15 protein-coding genes are annotated in these 17,765 nt (G+C 64.8%); 8 read left to right on the top strand and 7 right to left on the bottom strand.

Annotated elements, in window-relative coordinates; genetic code table 11:
• Positions 1 to 73: 73 nt before the first annotated feature.
• Entirely contained in the window at positions 74 to 499 is a 426-nt protein-coding gene (locus ABIE20_RS10350; protein ID WP_429504911.1) for an SUKH-3 domain-containing protein, read from the bottom strand.
• A 145-nt stretch (positions 500 to 644) separates the two neighbouring features.
• Between ABIE20_RS10350 and ABIE20_RS10345 the strand changes: the two genes are divergently transcribed.
• From ABIE20_RS10345 to gabP, 3 genes are all read left to right on the top strand, one after another.
• The gene (locus ABIE20_RS10345; protein ID WP_429504909.1) at positions 645 to 1,058 is read left to right on the top strand and encodes a RidA family protein; all 414 of its coding nucleotides are present in this window, start codon (positions 645 to 647) and stop codon (positions 1,056 to 1,058) included.
• A 120-nt stretch (positions 1,059 to 1,178) separates the two neighbouring features.
• Entirely contained in the window at positions 1,179 to 1,682 is a 504-nt protein-coding gene (locus tag ABIE20_RS10340; RefSeq protein ID WP_429504907.1) for a GNAT family N-acetyltransferase, read from the top strand.
• Between the two features lie 133 nt (positions 1,683 to 1,815).
• Positions 1,816 to 3,216, top strand: coding sequence for a GABA permease (gene gabP / locus ABIE20_RS10335; protein ID WP_429504905.1), 1,401 nt, complete (start codon positions 1,816 to 1,818; stop codon positions 3,214 to 3,216).
• A gap of 3 nt (positions 3,217 to 3,219) precedes the next feature.
• On the opposite strand, the gene ABIE20_RS10330 is transcribed toward gabP, so the two are convergent.
• On the bottom strand, positions 3,220 to 3,831 hold the full coding sequence (locus ABIE20_RS10330) for a hypothetical protein (protein WP_429504903.1): 612 nt from the start codon (positions 3,829 to 3,831) through the stop codon (positions 3,220 to 3,222).
• A gap of 203 nt (positions 3,832 to 4,034) precedes the next feature.
• Between ABIE20_RS10330 and katG the strand changes: the two genes are divergently transcribed.
• Entirely contained in the window at positions 4,035 to 6,305 is a 2,271-nt protein-coding gene (gene katG / locus ABIE20_RS10325; protein WP_429504901.1) for a catalase/peroxidase HPI, read from the top strand.
• 108 nt (positions 6,306 to 6,413) lie between these two features.
• Here the strand turns inward: katG and ABIE20_RS10320 are convergent, their stop codons facing one another.
• The 4 genes from ABIE20_RS10320 to ABIE20_RS10305 form a co-directional block, all read right to left on the bottom strand.
• Entirely contained in the window at positions 6,414 to 6,968 is a 555-nt protein-coding gene (locus ABIE20_RS10320; RefSeq protein WP_429504899.1) for a UPF0149 family protein, read from the bottom strand.
• 81 nt (positions 6,969 to 7,049) lie between these two features.
• A complete protein-coding gene (locus ABIE20_RS10315; RefSeq protein ID WP_429504897.1) occupies positions 7,050 to 8,252 on the bottom strand; it encodes an NAD(P)/FAD-dependent oxidoreductase in 1,203 nt (400 codons plus the stop codon).
• Positions 8,253 to 8,367: 115 nt separating this feature from the next.
• Complete coding sequence (locus ABIE20_RS10310) at positions 8,368 to 9,360, bottom strand: GlxA family transcriptional regulator (RefSeq protein ID WP_429504895.1); 993 nt, start codon at positions 9,358 to 9,360, stop codon at positions 8,368 to 8,370.
• Positions 9,361 to 9,424: 64 nt separating this feature from the next.
• Positions 9,425 to 10,654: a hypothetical protein gene (locus tag ABIE20_RS10305; protein ID WP_429504893.1), complete on the bottom strand. Its 1,230-nt coding sequence runs from the start codon at positions 10,652 to 10,654 to the stop codon at positions 9,425 to 9,427.
• A gap of 334 nt (positions 10,655 to 10,988) precedes the next feature.
• On the opposite strand from ABIE20_RS10305, the gene ABIE20_RS10300 reads away from it, so the two are divergent.
• From ABIE20_RS10300 to ABIE20_RS10285, 4 genes are all read left to right on the top strand, one after another.
• Entirely contained in the window at positions 10,989 to 12,701 is a 1,713-nt protein-coding gene (locus ABIE20_RS10300) for an amidase (RefSeq protein WP_429504891.1), read from the top strand.
• A gap of 51 nt (positions 12,702 to 12,752) precedes the next feature.
• Positions 12,753 to 13,133, top strand: a complete 381-nt coding sequence (locus ABIE20_RS10295) for a RidA family protein (RefSeq protein ID WP_429504889.1) — start codon at positions 12,753 to 12,755, stop codon at positions 13,131 to 13,133.
• Positions 13,134 to 13,860: 727 nt separating this feature from the next.
• Positions 13,861 to 15,858, top strand: a complete 1,998-nt coding sequence (locus ABIE20_RS10290; protein ID WP_429504887.1) for a peptidase U32 family protein — start codon at positions 13,861 to 13,863, stop codon at positions 15,856 to 15,858.
• Between the two features lie 87 nt (positions 15,859 to 15,945).
• Complete coding sequence (locus ABIE20_RS10285; protein ID WP_429504885.1) at positions 15,946 to 16,575, top strand: DUF3885 domain-containing protein; 630 nt, start codon at positions 15,946 to 15,948, stop codon at positions 16,573 to 16,575.
• A gap of 1 nt (position 16,576) precedes the next feature.
• Here the strand turns inward: ABIE20_RS10285 and ABIE20_RS10280 are convergent, their stop codons facing one another.
• Complete coding sequence (locus ABIE20_RS10280) at positions 16,577 to 17,734, bottom strand: hypothetical protein (protein WP_429504883.1); 1,158 nt, start codon at positions 17,732 to 17,734, stop codon at positions 16,577 to 16,579.
• Between the last annotated feature and the right edge of the window lie 31 nt (positions 17,735 to 17,765).

Below are 17,765 nucleotides of genomic sequence, written 5' to 3'. Positions count from 1 at the left end.
CTGAAAAGAAAGCGAGTTTGCCAACGAAGCGGCTAGCAGGGGGCCAGCAATTTGCCTTATTTGCGCCTGAATTTCACAGCAGTTGCGCTTGTGGCTGGCGGCCCAGCAGCAGGCTTTCTGCGGCAACCACGAAGGTGCTGCCGAGCAGCCAGAAGGCATCGTGAACCTGGCTCATGAGGTAGCAGGCGCCCTGGCTGTCGACAAACAGCGCACCATGGCCGTGGTGGACATCGCCGATGCACACCAGGGTGGTGTTGAGCTTGTGTTGCATTCTCACGATGACTTTGTCGTCGTGCAGGGCGGGCTTGGCCCTGAACTCGATGTCGCCGGCGGCGCATTCTTCACCGGCGCCACAGTGGCCGACGCACAGGCCGTTGAGGCTCAGCAGCAGCGTGGCCGCCGGATGATTAGTCGGTACGCTGGCCGGTAGCGGGTTGTTGGCCGGCCATCCGGCGGCAATGAACAGTGGGCGTATGGTGTCAGGTAGGTCGATTGGCATGTCTGCTCTCTGGTCGAATCCGTGCGAGGGGCCAGATTAACACGCCAGTCACCCTTGACCCTTGCGCAGGGCAGGTAACATCAGGCTTGACCTCTACTTAGGTCGAGGTTTGATACTCGCCGCTCCAATCATTCGGAGCAGTACCATGACCGCAGTTTTTCACCTGTCCAACCCCGAAGGCCTCTACGATCCCAGCGCCAACGCCTACTCCCATGTGGCTGAAGTCGCCGCCAATGCCCGGCTGCTGTATATCGCCGGCCAGGGTGGTGAAGACCTTGAAGGCCGGTTGTCGAGCGATTTTGCCGAGCAGGCGCGCCAGGCCCTGGGTAACCTGCAGACCGCCCTGGCGTCCAAAGGCGCCACACTGGCCGATGTGTTCAAGCTGACCCTGCTGATTGTCGACCACGATGAGGCCAGGCTGCGTATCTGGGGCGCTGAGGCCCAGCGGGCCTGGGGCAGTAACATGACCCCGACCTGCACGCTGATCCCGGTGCCGCGCCTGGCGCTCGATGGCATGCAGATCGAAATCGACGCGGTCGCCGCGCTGCCGACCAGGTAAGGCGTTTTAGCGATGGCATTGGCCCCGGCTTTTGTAAACAATAGCGCCCGCAAAACGCGCTGTTCGTTCACTTATCGAGATACCAATGCCGTCGATTCTTCCGCTGTATGAGGTCCAGCCATGAGCGACCTCACTGTCGAGCTCCTGCAAACCGGCCCTGAGCAGATCGAGCTGATCCGCAACCTCTACCAGTTTTACGCCTACGAGTCGTCGGACTGGGAACAGGAAGACGTCGAGGTCGATGGCCGCTTCTATGTGCATGACGAGCACCTGCAACGCTACTGGCAAGCGCCGCAATGGAGCGCCAACCTGATCCTGGTCGACGGCTACATCGCCGGCTTTTTGCTGATCGAACGCAGCGAGCTGCCCGGCCTCGACGCCCTGGAGCTGGCCGACCTGTTCATCCTCAAGCGCTACCGGCGCAAGGGCATCGCCAGCGCCCTGGCCAGCCAGGTGCTGGCGAGCGGGCAGAACCAGTGGCTGGTGCGTTACTACGATCAGGACGAGACCGCCCACGCCTTCTGGCGCTCGGTGCTCGACAACCTGCCACGCCCGGTACGCGCGATCGAACTGGACGATGAACCGGAACTGGTGAACTTCCTCGTGACCCGGGCGTTGCACTGAGCGGGTACGAACGTTTCATGGCGAGATCAGACACAGCGAACGGCGCGCTCAGGCAAATCCGCCGTCTAGCAGCACAGGTAAGGTGACGCCAGCAGTCAATGCCATGCGTTGCGATCACAAGAGAATAAATACAATGATCAGCCTGGGCTCCAAGGATTCGAGCGGTCAGTTGGCGCAGGGTTTCAAGCCGCGCCATGTCACCATGCTTTCCATCGCCGGCATCATTGGCGCCGGCTTGTTCGTCGGCTCCGGGCATGCGATTGCCGCCGCAGGTCCTGCGGCAATCTTCGCTTATGTGCTGTCGGGCCTGTTGGTCATCCTGGTCATGCGCATGCTCGGCGAAATGGCCGTGGCCAACCCCGACACGGGCTCGTTCTCGACCTACGCCGACCAGGCCATCGGGCCCTGGGCCGGGTTTACCATCGGCTGGATGTACTGGTGGTTCTGGGTGCTGGTGATTCCCATCGAAGCCCTGGCCGCCGGGCATGTGCTGAACAACTGGTTGCCATCGGTCGATGCCTGGCTGTTTGCCCTGTTGTCAATTATCGCCCTGGCTGCGACCAACCTGTTCAGCGTGGCCAAGTACGGCGAGTTCGAGTTCTGGTTCGCGCTGTTCAAGGTCGTGGCGATCATCGCCTTCATTTCGCTCGGCGCCGCCGTGCTGATGGGCTGGGTGCCGGAGCGCGAGGTCAGTGGCCTCAGCCGCTTGCTCGAAAGCCATGGTGGCTTTGCCCCCAACGGCGTGTCGGCGGTGGTCGGTGCGTTCATCACGGTGATGTTCAGCTTTATCGGCACCGAGGCTGTGACCATCGCCGCCGCCGAATCCCGCAGCCCGGCGAAGAACATCGCCCGCGCCACCCGTTCGGTGATCTGGCGCATCGGCGTGTTCTACCTGCTGTCGATCGCGGTGATCATTTCCATCGTGCCCTGGAACGACCCGCAGCTGGCCTCGGTGGGCTCTTACCAACGGGCCCTGGAGCTGATGAACATTCCCCACGCCAAGCTGATGATGGATGTGGTGGTACTGGTGGCGGTGGCCAGTTGCATGAACTCCTCGATCTACATTGCCTCGCGCATGCTGTTTTCCCTCGGCAAACGCGGTGAGGCGCCGCGACAGGTCAAGGTGACGTCGGCGGCGGGGGTGCCGCGCGCTGCGGTCATCGCCAGCACCGTGCTGGGCGCGGTGATCACTGTGGTCAGCTACTTTGCCCCGGCCGGGCTGTTCCAGTTCCTGCTGGCCAGCTCCGGCGCTATTGCCTTGCTGGTGTACCTGGTAATTGCCGTGTCGCAGTTGCGCATGCGCCGGATGCTGCTCAAGCAGAAGGTCGAGCTGACGTTTCGCATGTGGCTGTTCCCGTGGCTGACTTACCTGGTGATCGCCTTCATCAGTGCTGCACTTGGGGTGATGCTGGTGACCCCCGAGCATCGCGCCGAGGTGACCACCACCATTGGCCTGGCGCTGTTGATCTCGTTGATCGGCATCATTACCACTCGCCAACATGGCCAGCCGGCCAAGGTGCCGTCGGTGGGCTGAAGCTCAGACAGACCGTTGTTGCCAGCGCCTGTCCAGGCTTGCCAGCGGATTGCCGAGCCGTTGCGGGGTCTCGCCGGTCAACTGGCAAAGCAGCTCGACCAGCGTGTCGCCATCCAGTGCTCCCTGCACACGCAGGCGCTCGGCCAGCGTCCGCAGCACCGGCCAGTAGTGGCGTACCAGGCTGTGGCAGCGGGTCAGGGCCACGGCTTCGGCATCGTGCATCCGCCGTGCCGGCAGCAGGGCGGTCAGTTCGCGGGCGCGGCGCAGGTCGCCGGCGCCGCTGGTGCCGAGAAAGCGCTCATCCGGGCAGCGCCGGTAGATCGCTTCGGCCACGGGGCCGGCGAAGCAGTTGAGCAGGTCGCGTTCGATCAGCTCGATCATCGACGGCAGGTACTCGGCGATGCCCGGTGGCTCGAAGGCGGGCAGGGGCACCAGGTAGTCCGCCTCGACCAGGCCCTTGACCGCTTGCAGGTTACCGCGCAAATCCACCATCGGCCCGATCAGCGCCTCGGCCCGGGTACGCACCGTTACCCGCCGGATCGCCAGGCCGTTCCACCAGAAGGCCAGGGCATGGCCGGCTTCGTGGTAGGCGGTGCGACGCGGACGGCTGTTCATGGTCATGACCTCAGGTGAGGCGGCTGTTCCTACGATCTGCTCCTTCCCTGGGGTTGGTATAAGAGATTATGGCTATCGGCGGGCAATACTGCGTCTATTTGCTGACTGCCGGGGCCGGGACTAGCCTTGATGATGCGCTGGCGGGTGCCGGCCGGACCTGATGTGGAGATAACTAAAACGCTGGATACAAAGGTAGCTCACCCATGTCTACTGAATCGAAATGCCCGTTCAGTCATGCCGCTGGCGGTGGTACGACGAACCGCGACTGGTGGCCGAACCAACTGAACCTGAAGATCCTCCACCAGCACTCGCCGCAGTCCGATCCCCAAGGCGATGGCTTCAATTATGCCGAGGCCTTCAAGAGCCTGGACTTCCAAGCCCTGAAACAAGACCTGCATGCGCTGATGACCGATTCCCAGGACTGGTGGCCGGCGGATTTCGGTCATTACGGGCCGCTGTTCATTCGCATGGCCTGGCACAGCGCCGGCACCTACCGCACCGGTGATGGCCGGGGCGGCGCAGGTTCCGGCCAACAACGCTTCGCCCCGCTCAACAGCTGGCCTGACAACGTCAGCCTGGACAAGGCCCGGCGCCTGCTGTGGCCGATCAAGCAGAAATATGGGCGGAGCATCTCCTGGGCCGACCTGATCGTGCTTACCGGCAATGTGGCGCTGGAGTCCATGGGCTTCAAGACCTTCGGCTTTTCTGGTGGCCGCGCGGATGTCTGGGAGCCGGATGAAGACGTCTACTGGGGCTCGGAAAACAAGTGGCTGGGCGGCGATACCCGCTACGGCAAGGGCCCGCAGCCAATGCAGGAGCCCGGCGAAGGCACCCTGGTGGCCGAGCCCGAGCAGCACGGCAACGAAGAAAGCCGCACCGACCAGGGCCGCAACCTGGAAAACCCGCTGGCCGCAGTGCAGATGGGCCTGATCTACGTCAACCCGGAAGGTCCGGAAGGCAACCCCGACCCGGTCGCCGCCGCCAAGGACATCCGCGAAACCTTTGCACGTATGGCCATGAACGATGAAGAAACCGTGGCCCTGATCGCCGGCGGCCATGCCTTCGGTAAAACCCACGGCGCCGGCCCTGCCGATAACGTCGGCCCGGAACCGGAAGCCGCCGGTCTTGAAGAACAGGGCCTGGGCTGGCGCAACAGCTTTGGCACGGGCAAGGGCGCCGACACCATCACCAGTGGCCTGGAAGTGACCTGGACCACCACGCCCACGCGTTGGAGCAACAACTACCTGGAAAACCTCTTCGGCTTCGAGTGGGAACTGACCAAGAGCCCGGCCGGGGCCAACCAGTGGACGCCAAAAAACGGCGCTGGCGCCGGGATCATTCCCGACGCCCACGACCCGAGCAAACGGCGCAACCCGACCATGCTCACCACCGACCTGTCGCTGCGCTTCGATCCGATCTACGAGAAGATTTCCCGGCGCTTCCTGGCCAACCCCGAGCAATTGAGCGATGCCTTTGCCCGTGCCTGGTTCAAGCTGATCCACCGCGACATGGGCCCGCTGTCGCGTTACCTGGGCCCGGAACTGCCCAGCGAAGAGCTGCTCTGGCAAGACCCGATCCCCGAGGTCGACCATGCTCTGGTCGATGACAGCGACGTGACCGCACTGAAGGCCAGGCTGTTGGCTTCGGGGCTGTCGGTGGCCGAACTGGTGTCTACGGCCTGGGCGGCGGCGTCGACCTTCCGTGGCTCCGACAAGCGCGGCGGGGCCAACGGCGGGCGCCTGCGCCTGGCGCCGCAGAAGTTCTGGCAGGCTAATCAGCCCGAGCAACTGGCCAAGGTGCTGAGCGTGCTGGAAGGCATCCAGAACGACTTCAACAGTGCCCAGGGCGCTGGCAAGAAAGTCTCCCTGGCCGACCTGATCGTGCTGGCGGGCAGTGCGGCGGTCGAGCAGGCGGCGAAAAACGCCGGGGTCAATATCAGCGTGCCATTTACCCCGGGACGTATGGACGCCTCGCAGGAGCAGACCGACGTCGAATCGTTCGGCTTTCTTGAGCCCAATGCCGATGGTTTTCGCAACTACCTGAAGAACAGCTACCGGGTACCGGCCGAGGCCCTGTTAATCGACAAGGCGCAACTGCTGACCCTGAGCGCGCCGGAAATGACCGTGCTGGTGGGCGGCCTGCGAGTGCTGGGGGTCAACGATGGGCAGAGCAAACACGGCGTCTTCACCCAGCAGCCGGGTACGCTGAGCAATGACTTCTTCGTCAACCTGCTGGACATGGGCGTGGAGTGGAAGCCGGTGTCGGCGGCCAACGAAGCGTTCGAAGGGCGGGATCGCAAGACTGGCGCGGTGAAATGGACCGGCACCCGGGTGGACCTGGTGTTCGGTTCCAATTCGCAACTGCGGGCGCTGGCGGAGTTCTATGCCAGCAGCGATGCCAAGGAGCAGTTTGTCAGGGACTTCGTCGCGGCCTGGACGAAAGTGATGAACCTGGATCGGTTCGATCTCAAGTAAGCCTCGTCGCGGGTCAACCCCGCTCCCCTGTGGGAGCGGCGGTGCGACGCCTCGACTTGACCCGCGATCAAGTGCGCAGCGGTGGTAATACAGGCACCAAAGAGCCGGTCAGCGCTGTGCCAGCCAATAGTCATGCAACGCCCGCACCGCCGGGGCTATCGCCACCACCCGCTGACGATGCAGGGCAACGTCCAGGTTCGCTGGCAACTCGAACTCATCCTGTTCCGCCCAGCCGCTGATCACTTGCAAGGCCTGTGCTTGCGGCGCAGGCAGCGCAGGCCATTGTGCAATGGCGACACCGCGCAAGTAACCAAAGCACCATTCCTCCGCCAGCGGCAGTGGCTGGCCCTGATGTTCGGTCTGCTCCAGGCGCGGAGCAAACGCCTGCGGTGCTTCAACCAGCTGGGTGGCCAGGCTGTTCAGGTGACGGGCACACAGCTCGACGAAGCGCTGGCAGTCTGCAGCGCTTTGCCATTCCGGCATCTGCCCACCCCAGATCGCCGGGAACCACTCGCTGATGTCCACCTGCACCGGGCTCGAGACCAGGGCGGTGAAGTAACCGTCGAGCTCCGAGGCGTTGAGCACCGAGTGGTCATCGCCATATTGCTGCAAGGTGGCATCGAGGAACGCGAAGTCGGCGGCGGCCAGTGGCAGGTCGTGCATGGGTATCTCCTTGGCCGCTCAGGCGCGGGCAAAAGGCCGGGAGGATGCCGTTTTGCGCCGCTTTTATCCAGCCCCTTTACCTCAAGCCACCGGGGTCATCGGATCGGCGGCGGCCAGGGCGGTGGCGCGATCCGCCGCCGGCGGGTAGATCCACAGGGTATTGATCTGGGTCTTGAGGGCCTTGGCTTCGTCCTTCACCAACTTCAACTGACGCTCCCAGCCTTCGGTGAACACCGCACCCCAGGCCCCAAGGTCGAGGCAGGTCACGTACTTGGGTTGGCGGTAGGGCAGCGGGGCGACGCCAAGCAGGTCGGCGGCGACATTGTTGCCGGCGTGACGGCCAAGGGCGATGGCGTGCTGGCAGGACATCAGCGAGTAATTGCCCAGCTCATCGGTGGCGGCGCAAGCGACATCACCTGCGGCATACACATGCTCCTGGCCGATGACCTTGAGGTTGGCATCGACTTGCAGGCGCCCCTGGCCGTTGCGCTCACCAGGCACTTGCGCGGTCAGCGGGTTGGCGCGAAAACCGACGGTCCAGATCACCGTGCTGGCCTCTATGCGCCGGCCATCGGCGAGGGTCACGCCCTGGGCGTCGACCGACTCCACCGTGGCATCGAGCAGCCACTCGATGCCCAGTTGTGCGCTGGCCTCGACAATCGCCGGGGCGATGGCCTCGCCCATGGCTGCGGCCACCTTGCTGCCGCGGTCGACAATGATCACCCGCACCTCGCTGTCGTCACCCAGGGCTGCACGCAAACGTGCGGGCATTTCAGTGGCGGTTTCGATCCCGGTAAAGCCGCCGCCGGCGACCACCACGGTGTTGCGCGCAAGGCTTGAAGGCCGGGACTTGAGGCTATTGAGGTGCTGCTCAAGGCGCACCGCCGACTCGAGTTCATCGACATCGAAGGCATACTGCTGCATGCCGGCCAGGTTCGGGCGCATCAGCTGGCTGCCCGCCGCCAGCACCAAACGGTCGTAGCGCAGTTGCAGCAGGGCGCCGCTTGCGTTGCGGTAGCCGACGGTCTTGGCCTGGGTGTCGATCGCTGTTGCCGAGCCCTGGACAAAGCGCACGCCAACCGCCTCGAACAACGCCCCCAGCGGGGCGAACAGGGTATGCGCGTCAGCTTCGTAGAAACGCGGGCGCATGCGCAGTTCGGCTTGCGGGGCGAGTACCGAAATGCTGACGTCCTGGCAGTCTTGCAGGTCCAGCTGCCGTGCTGCGCTCAAGGCGCTCCAGACACCTGCAAAACCTGCGCCGATAACCACAATGTGCTGTTGCATGGGAGAGCTCCTGACGACGGGTGACCACGGGGCAGGTTGACTGCCGATGGCATGATCGTAAGGGCAGGGCGGCGGCGGCCCCAGGCCAAATACCCCTGAGTTTCGGCCAGGCTGCTCAGACCGTGCCGCTAAAGCGGCTGCGGTAGTCGCGCGGCGAGATCGACAGGTGACGCTGGAAGGTGCTGCGCATGCGTTCTTCATCGGCAAAACCGCACTGGCGGGCGATCTGTTCGATGTTGCGGGTCGAGCTTTCCAGCAACCGCCGGGCGGCTTCCAGGCGGAACAATTCGATGGCCTTGGACGGCGTGCGGCCGGTCTTGAGTTTGTACAGGCGGGTGAAATTGCGTGGGCTCATGCACGCCTGTTCGGCCAGGCGCTCGACGTTCAGGCGCGGGTCGCCGAGGTGTTCGCCGAGCCACAGGTGCAGTTGCTCGAACGCTGCGCCGTCCTGGCTTTGTGATTGCAGCAGGGTGCTGTACTGGGCCTGGCCGCCGGGGCGCTTGAGGTACACCACCAGTTCACGGGCGACGGCCATGCTCACCTCGCGCCCACAGTCGGCTTCTACCAGGGCCAGGGCCAGGTCGATGCCGGCACTGACCCCGGCCGAGGTCCACACCGTGCCGTGCTGGATGAAGATCGCATCGGCGTCCACCTCGATGGCCGGGAATGTCTGCCTGAGGCTGTCGCACATGGCCCAGTGGGTGGCGGCGCGGCGGCCGTCGAGCAGGCCGGCCTTGGCCAGCAGAAAAGCCCCGCTGCACACCGAGGCGATACGCCGGGCGCGAGCGGCATTGGCCTGCAGCCAGGCGGTGAGCGCGCCGTAGTCGTCCAGGGTCTGGCAGATCGCCGGGGCGCCGGGGACGATGAAGGTATCGATGGCTGCTGCGGCCAGTTGCTCCAGGCGCGAGGTATCCACGGCCAGGCCCTCGGCACTGGCCATCAGGCCGCCTTCGAGGCTGGCGGTATGCAGTTGGTAGCCGGGCAGGCCACGCGCCTGCATGGCCCTGGACGCCGCCCAGAACACCGTTTGCGCACCGGTCAGGTCAAGCAGGCCCATCTGCGGGTAGGCGACGAACACAATGAGGCGAGGCTGGTTCAGGGGCTTCATCGCGATTGTTCTTGGTTGTTAAGAGCGGTGGGCAAACTTTACCAGAATGGTGCCTGAGGCGGCTTTAGCCGATGGGCGTCAGTTGGCTCAACTGCTCGGCGCTGGGAAAGCCGAGGGTGCGAAAGCGTGGCGGGTAGAGCTCGCCGTCTTTAGCCAGCAGTTCGCTCAGCAGCGTCTCGATCTCGTGCCAGGCCACCACCTGGGTATGCGCCGAGCCGTCTGCCTGGGGCTGGACCAGGATCACCCGGTCGGTTTGCGGCAACGAGGTGAACACGCCCTCGGTCCAGGCCGCGATCGAAAAGCTGCTATTGCCGTTTTCGGCGTCGCTGTAAAGCCGGTGGGTGGCGACGAAGATGTCCTCGGGATGGGCTTCGTGAATCTTGTCGAGAAACTCTTTTTGCGTGCTATAGATGCCGTGGCGCAGCAGCCGCTGCAGGTCGCCCAGGCGCGCTTGCAGGAGCGCGTCCTGGACCTGGAAGGGCACGATGCGGCGGTCGTGATAGGTGTAGATCTGGCTCGACTGCGGGCGCCCGTGCTCCAGCGCGTGGAAGCTCAGCTCGACCATCTGCCGCAGGTTGTCGGCGTCCTTGTCGCCGGTGACCATCAGCACATCGCGGCTGGGCATCATGAACACCGGCTGGCCCTTGAGCGCCAAGCGCTGCAGCACGTCGGGCAGCAGCACGCGGCTGGTGTCGTAGCCGTCTTTCCAGGCGCCCTGGTACAAACCGGGCAGGATCGCCTCGAAGGCATCGGGACTGGCGTCGCGCAGGTTGTCCAGGGCAATCGCCAGCGCCTGCTCCAGGCTGATGCCCCAGTCCTGTTGCGGGCCGGCGGTCTGGGTCGAGGTGGTGTCGGGGTAGTCGATGGCCAGCAAGGTCACGCAGTCTTCGCAGAACGGCTGCCAGGCCATGGGGCAGGGCGAGTCCCAGCCGTGATTACGGACCAGATGCAGGCGGATCTCTTCGAGCATGGCCACGTTGCGGATCACCGGCCGCAGCAGCGCGCGAACCTGCTCCAGCGGCTGCGCCGCGGTGCTGTTGCGGCTGTCGATCAGGCCGCGCACGTAGCTGTTGAGCACCTGGGTTTTACGCGCCTTGTCGGCGTTCAGGTAGTCGCGGTAGGCATTGTGCAGGTTGAAGTAGCTGCTGTCGCCGTAGCGCAGGCGAAAGTCATCGGCCTGATAGTCCAGGGGCTCGGCATAGCCGCCGGCGCGCGCGGCCTTGATGAAGGTCCGGGCAAACCCTTCTTCGGTAGGCGTGCGCTTGAACAGCGTGTCGAAAAGTGCCCTGAACATGTGCGAAATCCTCCGTGAACGCGAAGTGCGCATGATGCTCGCGGTGATGGGAGGGGTAAAGCTGAATATCTGCTGCTGGCCCAGGCCAGGTAGCCGATTTTTGCACCTTCGCACGCGCCTGAATGCACCGCTGCCTGCTGGCTCCCCGTTCCTCTGTGGGCAATTTTGGTGCTAAATAGGCCGCTCAGGTAATTCGTCCAGACCCTGCAGCGTCATGCCGTGCAATGAGAACAACTATGCGAACCCATCTTCAAAGCCGTGAAATCCCCGTGCTCCAGACCCCGTGTGGTGCAAGCCTTAACCCAGTCAGCCATCAACCCTCGGCGGTAGCAGCATGATCGAAGTCACAGAGGTCTCCATTGCCCAGCTACGCGCGGCGCTCGAGTCCGGCCAGACCACCTCGGTCGAGCTGGTCAAGGCTTACCTGGCGCGCATCGACGCCTACGACGGCCCGAACACTGCCACCAGACTCAACGCGGTGGTGGTGCGCAACCCCGAAGCCCTGAACGAAGCGCAGGCTTCTGACGAACGCCGCGCCAAGGGCCAGACCCTCGGCCCGCTCGACGGCATTCCGTACACCGCCAAGGACAGCTACCTGGTCAAGGGCCTGACCGCCGCCTCCGGCAGCCCGGCCTTCGCTGACCTTGTGGCCTACCGCGACGCCTTCACCATCGAGCGCCTGCGCGCTGCCGGCGCCATCTGCCTGGGCAAGACCAACATGCCGCCGATGGCTAATGGCGGCATGCAGCGCGGCGTCTATGGCCGCGCCGAAAGCCCGTACAACGCCGACTACCTGACCGCACCGTTTGCCTCTGGTTCGTCCAACGGTGCCGGTACGGCCACGGCGGCCAGCTTTGCCGCCTTCGGCCTGGCCGAAGAAACCTGGTCCAGTGGCCGCGGCCCGGCCTCGAACAACGGTCTGTGCGCCTACACCCCATCGCGCGGGGTGATCTCGGTGCGCGGCAACTGGCCGCTGACGCCGACCATGGACGTGGTGGTGCCCTTTGCCCGGACCATGGCCGACCTGCTCGAAGTGCTCGACATCGTCGTCGCCGAAGACCCGGACAAACGCGGCGATCTGTGGCGCCTGCAGCCCTGGGTGCCGATCCCCAGCGTCGACTCGGTGCGCCCGGCCTCCTACCACGAGCTTGCAGCCGATGCCGCAGCGCTCAAGGGCAAGCGTTTCGGCGTGCCGCGCATGTACATCAATGCCGACCCAGAGGCCGGTACCAGCGAAGCCCCGGGTATCGGTGGCCCGACCGGCCAGCGGATCAACACCCGGCCATCGGTGATCGCTCTCTGGGAGCAGGCGCGCAAGGCCCTGGAAGCGGCCGGCGCCGACGTCATCGAAGTCGATTTCCCGCTGGTGTCCAACTGCGAAGGCGATCGCCCGGGGGCGCCGACCGTGTTCAATCGCGGCCTGGTGTCCAAGGAGTTCCTCCACCACGAGCTGTGGGATCTGACTGCCTGGGCTTTCGATGATTTCCTCCAGACCAACGGCGACCCCAAGCTCAACCGCCTGGTTGACGTCGACGGGCCGAAGATTTTCCCGCATGATCCGGGCACGCTGCCCAACCGCGAAGGCGACCTCGCCGCTGGCATGGACGAATACGTGCGCATGGCCGAGCGCGGCATCACCCCGTGGGACCAGATCAGCACCGTGCCGGACGGCCTGCGCGGCCTGGAACAGACCCGGCGCATCGACCTCGAAGACTGGATGGACGCGCTCAAGCTTGACGTGGTGATCTTCCCGACCGTCGCTGACGTTGGCCCGGCCAATGCCGATGTCGACCCGGCGTCGGCCGACATCGCCTGGAGCAACGGCGTGTGGGTGGCCAACGGCAACCTGGCGATCCGTCACCTGGGCGTGCCGACGGTGACCGTGCCGATGGGCGTGATGGCCGATATCGGCATGCCGGTGGGCTTGACCTTTGCCGGTCGCGCCTACGACGATTCGTCATTGCTGCGCCTGGCGGCGGCCTTCGAGTCGACCGAATCCAGGCGGCTGGTGCCACCGCGCACGCCGGCGCTGGCCAGCGGCAAGTAAGCAGAAGGGGCGGGTGACCGCCCTTTTTTATTCCCCAGACACGAGATACCCATGGCTAACCAAGACATCACCTTCATCCCCGACCCGGACGCCGACTCGATCTCTTCCGACGTCGCCGGTTTCGGCGGCATCCTGGTTTCGACCCAGATCCCTACCCGTGCCGATGGCAGCCTGGAACTGGGCGACATCACTGCCCAGAGCGAGTGCACCCTGCAAGCCCTGAAAGTTGCCCTGGAGCGCGCTGGCAGCTCCATGGACCGGGTGTTGCACCTGACCATCTACCTCACCGACATGGCCGAGCGTGCGGCGTTCAACGAGGTCTACCAGCGCTTCTTCGCCAAGCCCTGGCCGGTGCGTGCCGCAGTGGGCGTGGCGTCGCTGGCAGTGGAAGGCATGCGCGTGGAAGTAACGGCGATGGCGGCCAAGGCCTGAGTTGTTGCGGTGGCTGCACTGGCCTCATCGCCGGCAAAGCCGGCTCCCACAGTGGATCTGCATTCAACGGACCGGTGGGAGCAGGCCTTGCCGGCGATCGAGCGCGCAGCGGTCGCAATCCAGGCGCTAGCTGATGTGCTGACTGCACTGGCCTCATCGCGGGTCAAGTCGAGTCGTCGCACCGCCGCTCCCACAGTGGATCTGCATTCAACGGACCGGTGGGAGCTGGCCTTGCCGGCGATCGAGCGCGCAGCGGTCGCAATTCAGCCACAACTGATGTTGACTACACCGGCCTCATCGCGGGTCAAGTCGAGTCGTCGCACCGCCGCTCCCACAGTGGATCTGCATTCAACGGACCGGTGGGAGCTGGCCTTGCCGGCGATCGAGCGCGAAGCGGTCGCAATTCAGCCACATCTGATGTTGACTACACCGGCCTCATCGCGGGTCAAGCCCGCTCCCACAATGTGGATCTGCATTCAACGGACCGGTGGGAGCTGGCCTTGCCGGCGATCGAGCGCGAAGCGGTCGTAATCCAGTCAACACCTCTTGTGCTGACTGCACTGGCCTCATCGGCGGCAAGGCCGGCCCACAGTTCTTTGTGGGAGCGGCGGTGCGACGACTCGACTTGACCCGCGATCGGGCGCACCACCGGGCAGGCTACGGGTGCCGTTCAGGCGTTTCGCCGCTACAATGCGCGCCTCGACCGTGACAGCCTGACTAAAAAAACATGTCCCTGCCCAAGCATCACCTGGAATTGCTCAGCCCCGCCCGCGATGTCGCCATCGCCCGCGAGGCCATTCTGCATGGCGCCGACGCCGTGTACCTCGGCGGCCCAAGCTTCGGCGCGCGCCACAATGCCTGCAACGACGTCAGCGATATCGCCCAGCTGGTGGAGTTCGCCCGCCGCTACCATGCGCGGGTGTTCACCACCATCAACACCATCCTCCACGACAACGAGCTGGAACCGGCGCGCAAGCTGATCCACGAGCTGTACGATGCTGGCGTCGACGCCCTGATCGTCCAGGACCTGGGGGTGATGGAGCTGGACATCCCGCCGATCGAGCTGCACGCCAGCACCCAGACCGACATCCGCACCCTGGCCCGGGCCAAGTTCCTCGACCAGGCCGGCTTTTCCCAGCTGGTGCTGGCCCGCGAGCTGAACCTGCAGGAAATCCGCGCCATCGCCGACGAGACCGACGCGGCGATCGAGTTCTTCATCCACGGTGCGCTGTGCGTGGCGTTCTCCGGCCAGTGCAACATCTCCCACGCCCAGACCGGGCGCAGCGCCAACCGTGGCGACTGCTCCCAGGCCTGCCGCCTGCCGTACACCCTCAAGGACGAGAAGGGCGGGGTGATCGCCTACGAGAAGCACCTGCTGTCGATGAAGGATAACAACCAGAGCGCCAACATCCGCGCCCTGGTCGAGGCCGGCGTGCGCTCGTTCAAGATCGAAGGGCGCTACAAGGACATGGGCTATGTGAAGAACATCACCGCCTACTACCGCCAGCGCCTGGACGCCGTGCTCGAAGACCGCCCGGACCTGGCCCGCGCCTCCAGCGGGCGCACCGCGCACTTCTTCCTGCCCGACCCGGACAAAACCTTCCACCGCGGCAGCACCGACTACTTCGTCAGCGAGCGCAAGATCGACATCGGCGCCTTCGACTCGCCGACCTTCACCGGCCTGCCGGTGGGTGTGGTCGAGAAAGTCGGCAAGCGCGACCTGCAGGTGGTCACTCACGAGCCGCTGTCCAACGGCGACGGCCTCAACGTGCTGGTCAAGCGCGAAGTGGTGGGCTTTCGCGCCAACATCGCCGAGCCTAAAGGCGAGTTCGATGAAGACGGCGAAAAACGCTACCGCTACCGCGTCGAGCCCAACGAGATGCCCAAGGGCATGCACCAGCTGCGGCCCAACCATCCGCTGAGCCGCAACCTCGACCACAACTGGCAGCAGGCTTTGCAAAAGACCTCGGCCGAGCGCCGTATCGGCCTGGCCTGGGTGGCCAAGCTCGACGAACAGCGCCTGGCGCTGACCGCTACCAGCGAGGAGGGCATCAGTGCCAGCGTCGCCCTGGACGGCCCGTTCGGCCTGGCCAACAAGCCGGAGCAGGCGCTGGAGCAACTGCGCGACCTGCTCGGCCAGCTGGGCACCACCGAGTACCATGCCACCGACGTTCAGCTCGATGCGCCGCAGGCGTACTTCATTCCCAACTCGCAGCTCAAGGCCCTGCGCCGCGAGGTCATCGAAGCGCTGACCGCCGCGCGCATCCAGGCCCACCCGCGCGGTGGCCGCAAGGCCGAAACCAACCCGCCGCCGGTGTACCCGGAGTCGCACCTGTCGTTTTTGGCCAACGTCTACAACCAGAAAGCCCGCGACTTCTACCACCGTCACGGGGTCAAGCTGATCGACGCCGCCTACGAGGCCCACGAAGAGGCGGGCGAAGTGCCGGTGATGATCACCAAGCACTGCCTGCGTTTCTCCTTCAACCTGTGCCCCAAGCAGGCCAAGGGCGTGACCGGCGTGCGCACCAAGGTGGCGCCGATGCAGCTGATTCACGGCGATGAAGTACTGACCCTGAAGTTCGACTGCAAGCCGTGCGAGATGCACGTGATCGGCAAGATGAAAGGCCACATCCTTGGCCTGCCGCAACCGGGCAGCGTGCAGCAGGTGGTCGGGCACATCAGCCCTGAAGACCTGCTCAAGACCATCCCCCGCGCGCCGCACTGAGTGAAGCACTGCGGCCAGCACCTTCAGGGTGCTGGCCGCAATGGACTCTGGCCCCAGCTGTGCGGGGCCCACAGCCAGGAAGGTATCGTGAATCTACAACTGCAAATCCAGCACATTTTCAGCGGCCTGGCCTTTGCCAGGCCGCTTTTCTATAACTACCCGCAAGGCCTGCGTTTCGAACTGGCCGAAGGCGGTAGTGACATCGAACGCTTCCTGCTGGCGGTCAGCAAGGCCACCGCAGTGTGCCGCGACCTGTTTGCCGGTGAGCAATCGCTGGTGGTGTGCCTGCGCACCCATACCGACGGCAACGGTTTTGCCCGGCGCGAGCTGTTGCGTGGCCTGCAAGCGGCCGGCATTCGCATCCCCGCCCAGCGCTCGCTGTGGAGCGAACGGCTGGACCCGGACGACTGGTTCGACGAGCACCGGCCCGAGTACTGGTTGCACCTGGCCTTTGAACTGCCGCTGTCGATGCTGCAACCGCTGCTCTGGTGTGCGCTGTCCGGCAGCGCCGGGGTCATTCGCCCGAGCCTGTGCTGTGGCGTCTACCTGTTCAACCTCAACCAGCGCCTGATGGTCTGGCCCTATGACGATCGCGGCATGGACGTGGTCGGCCCCAACCATGCGCTGTTGTCGCAGCTGTACCGCCAGCACCAGCCGTGGCTGCTGGACTACGACCGCGAGCGCATGGACGCAAGCTTCGCCACGGTCCTGCATTGATTCACTGCAGCGACTCGACTTTCCAGCGCCAGCTGCCCAGCGGGTTGTCTTCGCGGGTGCGGACGAACACGCCGTAGTCGACCAGGTAGCTGTAGCCTTCGCGCCAACGGTTGCCGCCCGGGCTCTGCCAGGTGCAGGTCAACGGCTTGGCGCTGCCTTGCAGGGCCGGGTGCAGGGCGCTGGCCGCTTGCGCCTTGCCGACCTGGCAATGGGTGGTGCGGGTAATGCTCGAAGTTGGCCCGGCGTGGCTGCTGGTGTAGCTCAGTTGTGCCTGGGCGGGCAGGGTTTGCCAGTCGCCGCTGAATGAGAGCGCGGTCAAGCTGTCGCTGGCGTCCTGCTCCTGCCCGGTCATGATGTCGATGCCGCGTGCGGACAGATCGAACAGGCCGCGAAAGCTCAGTTGGAGCTGCTGCGCTATCGTCGGGTCTACAGCCTGTAGCAACAGCTGGCCGGAGCGGCTGTCGGTGCTGAGGAATACCTGGCGTGGCCTGTTGACGGCATCGTTGCCGTCGCTGAGGTTGGCGTCGTAGCGATAATCCAGCCGGTGCAGGCTCAGGCGTGGTGTCGGCAGGTCGAGGGCGGCGATGGCCGCAAGCACTTCAGGCCTGGCCCTGGGCGGCAAAAACGGCGGCGGCAACGGCGTACGGGCTTTGAGCGGGGCAAGCTTGGCAAGCTCGGCCGGCGCTTGGCAGGCGGCGTCGAACAACTGCTGATAGTACAACGGGGCCTGCCGGTAGAACGCGCTGAAGGGCTGCGATTCGAGTCGGGTGCGGTCTACGCGATCGTCGTTGTCGAGGAACAACTGGATTTGCCGGCTGATGAGCTGGCGCTGGCAATAGAATGCCAGGCGCTCGCGGCTGTGCAGGGCCATCACCGCGTGGCCGTACTTCATCGGGTAGCGGTGGCGCTGGATGCCGGTCCAGGCGTAGGTAATGTCGCCCTCATGCTGCAGGCTGTTACGGTCAATTAGCAGCCAGTCCTGATCCTCGTCCAGGTTCAGCACGCGCCAGTCGGGGGCCGGACTCTGGTACTCGGGCAGGTGGCCGTCGCCTGGCAGATCGGCCTCATCACCGCCAGGAAAGTGGCTGCAGGCGGCCAGGGTGAGCACAGCCAGGCTCGCAGCAAGCGGCTTGAGGGCAAAACGGGCGAGGGCATCCATGCGCATAGGCTCTTGGGGCAAAGCGCGCAGT

Origin of the sequence: Pseudomonas sp. 2835 (genome assembly GCF_050435905.1) — a bacterium.
Classification (GTDB): Bacteria; Pseudomonadota; Gammaproteobacteria; order Pseudomonadales; family Pseudomonadaceae; genus Aquipseudomonas.
The sequence above is the reverse complement of the archived record's forward strand: the minus strand, read 5'-3'. Positions and strand labels throughout refer to the sequence as shown.

Bases quoted from the DNA above. Each gene is read 5' to 3' on its own strand.
- ABIE20_RS10280 (WP_429504883.1), bottom strand. From the start codon at position 17,734: ATGGATGCCCTCGCCCGTTTTGCCCTCAAGCCGCTTGCTGCGAGCCTG.
- ABIE20_RS10340 (WP_429504907.1), top strand. From the start codon at position 1,179: ATGAGCGACCTCACTGTCGAGCTCCTGCAAACCGGCCCTGAGCAGATC.
- ABIE20_RS10310 (WP_429504895.1), bottom strand. From the start codon at position 9,360: ATGAAGCCCCTGAACCAGCCTCGCCTCATTGTGTTCGTCGCCTACCCG.
- ABIE20_RS10300 (WP_429504891.1), top strand. From the start codon at position 10,989: ATGATCGAAGTCACAGAGGTCTCCATTGCCCAGCTACGCGCGGCGCTC.
- ABIE20_RS10345 (WP_429504909.1), top strand. From the start codon at position 645: ATGACCGCAGTTTTTCACCTGTCCAACCCCGAAGGCCTCTACGATCCC.
- gabP (WP_429504905.1), top strand. From the start codon at position 1,816: ATGATCAGCCTGGGCTCCAAGGATTCGAGCGGTCAGTTGGCGCAGGGT.
- ABIE20_RS10315 (WP_429504897.1), bottom strand. From the start codon at position 8,252: ATGCAACAGCACATTGTGGTTATCGGCGCAGGTTTTGCAGGTGTCTGG.
- ABIE20_RS10290 (WP_429504887.1), top strand. From the start codon at position 13,861: ATGTCCCTGCCCAAGCATCACCTGGAATTGCTCAGCCCCGCCCGCGAT.
- ABIE20_RS10295 (WP_429504889.1), top strand. From the start codon at position 12,753: ATGGCTAACCAAGACATCACCTTCATCCCCGACCCGGACGCCGACTCG.
- ABIE20_RS10320 (WP_429504899.1), bottom strand. From the start codon at position 6,968: ATGCACGACCTGCCACTGGCCGCCGCCGACTTCGCGTTCCTCGATGCC.
- ABIE20_RS10305 (WP_429504893.1), bottom strand. From the start codon at position 10,654: ATGTTCAGGGCACTTTTCGACACGCTGTTCAAGCGCACGCCTACCGAA.
- ABIE20_RS10350 (WP_429504911.1), bottom strand. From the start codon at position 499: ATGCCAATCGACCTACCTGACACCATACGCCCACTGTTCATTGCCGCC.
- katG (WP_429504901.1), top strand. From the start codon at position 4,035: ATGTCTACTGAATCGAAATGCCCGTTCAGTCATGCCGCTGGCGGTGGT.
- ABIE20_RS10330 (WP_429504903.1), bottom strand. From the start codon at position 3,831: ATGAACAGCCGTCCGCGTCGCACCGCCTACCACGAAGCCGGCCATGCC.